The following is a 1,938-nucleotide window of genomic DNA, read 5'->3' on the forward strand; positions in this document are numbered from 1 at the left end:
CCGCCGCTAACTGGCTACCCGTGCTTTCATCGCTAACAGTAACTAAGGTCGAAAATGGCTAACCAAATAGCAACATGGCTAAACAAAGGCTACGCAGAAAAGCTTGTAAAAGCGGCTACAGGGTATTGGAGCAAGTCGCGCAACTACGTTATGTGGGCTGTGCAGCAAAAAGACGAGCTGCAAAACGAAGAGCCAGTTCTCGGCCTGCTAGCGTGGGAGCGATTAACGCAGCGGTTAGATAGTGAGCCGCTGGATCTCTACCGCAAGCGCGTACAGCACGCATTAGTCAATACAATTGACGCCGGAGAAATAGCAACCATAAAAGACATTTTTAACCGGCTGGATCTCCAGGTCATAAATGTGCGCGAGCGAATAGAGGGGCGCGACTGGGATATTATTGCAATCGACATGACCGACTCAACGCTAGCAAGCGCATACGAGCTGTTGCCAGAGCTAATACAGTTGTACGGCCGAACATGCCGCCGATACGAGCTAACAGTGCATAACTTGGCAGCAGTATCGCTAAGCCTTGGCATAACGCATGTGCAATGGGATAACAACTACGTTAGCTCAGCAACAAAAATAAACGCAATAACTGGCATTGATCACGGCGTAGCCCACAGCTTTTTAGGGCTAGACGCACTAACAAGCAACACGCGCCACCAAGCAATAAACATTGGCGTGCAGCACAACATTACCGCGCACCAGCATTATGGGTTTTTAAGCAAAGACGGCGGCATAAGCACCGCCAAGGAGCAACTATGAATCAGGCAATAACCGGCATAATGACCAATGCTGGCAAGGCATACATAACAACAGCAACGCTGCAAAACAAAGGGCTTGAGGTAACAGAGCTAGTGTTTGCAAACATACCCGGGCTAAACGAGCAAGCAACCCGCAACCCAAACGAGAAAATGCCGGGCGGCGCACAANCCGCCGCAACATAGATACGTCAGGCTATGTTGATGCAAACACGGTCGCATGGGCAGTAGTGCTAGAGCAAGACATCGGCGACTTTGACTATAACTGGATTGGCCTAGTTACGCGCGACGGCACATTGCTAGCAGTCGATTACCTACCGCTACAGCGAAAACGACAAGGCGTAAACAACGTGCACAACCGCTCGTTCGTTTTAAAGTTTGCGGCAGCTGCAGCCCTAGCCCGCATTACCATTCCAGCGCAATCGTGGATGTTCGACTACAGCCCGCAAATTGACGCGCTAACACTGTTAGCAACCAGCAATGCAACGGCACAAATAAACAACATGCGCCGCACTGTGCGCAATTACTTTTTAAATAAAAACTTCAGCAATTTCAGCAAGGAACTATCATGAGCGTAACGCAAATAAACCAGCTAGTAACCGCAGCCGACCAGCTAACAACAGCAATCGAAGGCAAAGCAGCCGAAATCGACAGCAAAACAACGCAGCTAGACCAGTTCGTAAAAGCCAAAGCAAACGAAATGGCAATCGTTGCATCAGAAGGTTACCGCAACGCAATCGAGCACGCGTCAGGTGGCCGCAACAAAGTCATCATCGACGAGCAAGGCAACCCAAATGTAATGGTAGCAATTGCCCCGTTCACATACGAAGAGTTGGCAGCAAAAATCCAAGAAAAATACAGCGTAGATTTAAATCTAGGCACAGGCATACCAACCATGTTTATGCGCAACGGTGTGCAGTTGGGCGAAGTGTACATTGGTAAATACCTAGCATCAGCCGGAGCAAATGGCGGCTGCAGTGTTATCGGTGGCGTGCAGCCTCGCACATCAGTTAATTACGATGCAGCAAAAGCGCTATGCAACAACAAAGGCGACGGCTGGCACATGATGAGCATTCACGAGTGGGCAGCAATAGCACTGTGGTCTTATGCAAATGGCACAGTGCCGCGCGGCAATACAAACTACGGACGCAGCCACGAAAACAAATTAGAAACAGCA

At 49.6% G+C, this 1,938-nt stretch carries 3 protein-coding genes and 1 pseudogene; all 4 read left to right on the forward strand.

Going from position 1 to position 1,938, the window contains the following annotated elements:
- Nucleotides 1-54: 54 nt before the first annotated feature.
- A complete protein-coding gene (locus tag L654_RS0115575; protein ID WP_024608383.1) occupies nt 55-765 on the forward strand; it encodes a hypothetical protein in 711 nt (236 codons plus the stop codon).
- Entirely contained in the window at nt 762-947 is a 186-nt protein-coding gene (locus L654_RS1000000128585; RefSeq protein ID WP_263640632.1) for a phage tail protein, read from the forward strand. Before L654_RS0115575 ends, L654_RS1000000128585 begins: the two co-directional genes overlap by 4 nt.
- Nucleotides 944-1,333 carry a phage tail protein gene (locus L654_RS01000000126195; RefSeq protein WP_263640633.1) on the forward strand — a complete coding sequence of 130 codons (390 nt, stop codon included), beginning with the start codon at nt 944-946 and terminating at the stop codon, nt 1,331-1,333. The genes L654_RS1000000128585 and L654_RS01000000126195 overlap by 4 nt, the downstream gene beginning before the upstream one ends.
- Nucleotides 1,330-1,938: pseudogene (locus tag L654_RS0115585) on the forward strand (hypothetical protein); the annotation flags it as partial. The gene L654_RS01000000126195 and the pseudogene L654_RS0115585, both read left to right, overlap by 4 nt.

The sequence above is a fragment of the Pseudoalteromonas sp. TAB23 genome, from assembly GCF_000498075.1.
Classification (GTDB): domain Bacteria; phylum Pseudomonadota; class Gammaproteobacteria; order Enterobacterales; family Alteromonadaceae; genus Pseudoalteromonas; species Pseudoalteromonas arctica.

Coding starts and splice junctions, on each gene's coding strand:
- L654_RS0115575 (WP_024608383.1), top strand. CDS start 55: ATGGCTAACCAAATAGCAACATGGCTAAACAAAGGCTACGCAGAAAAG.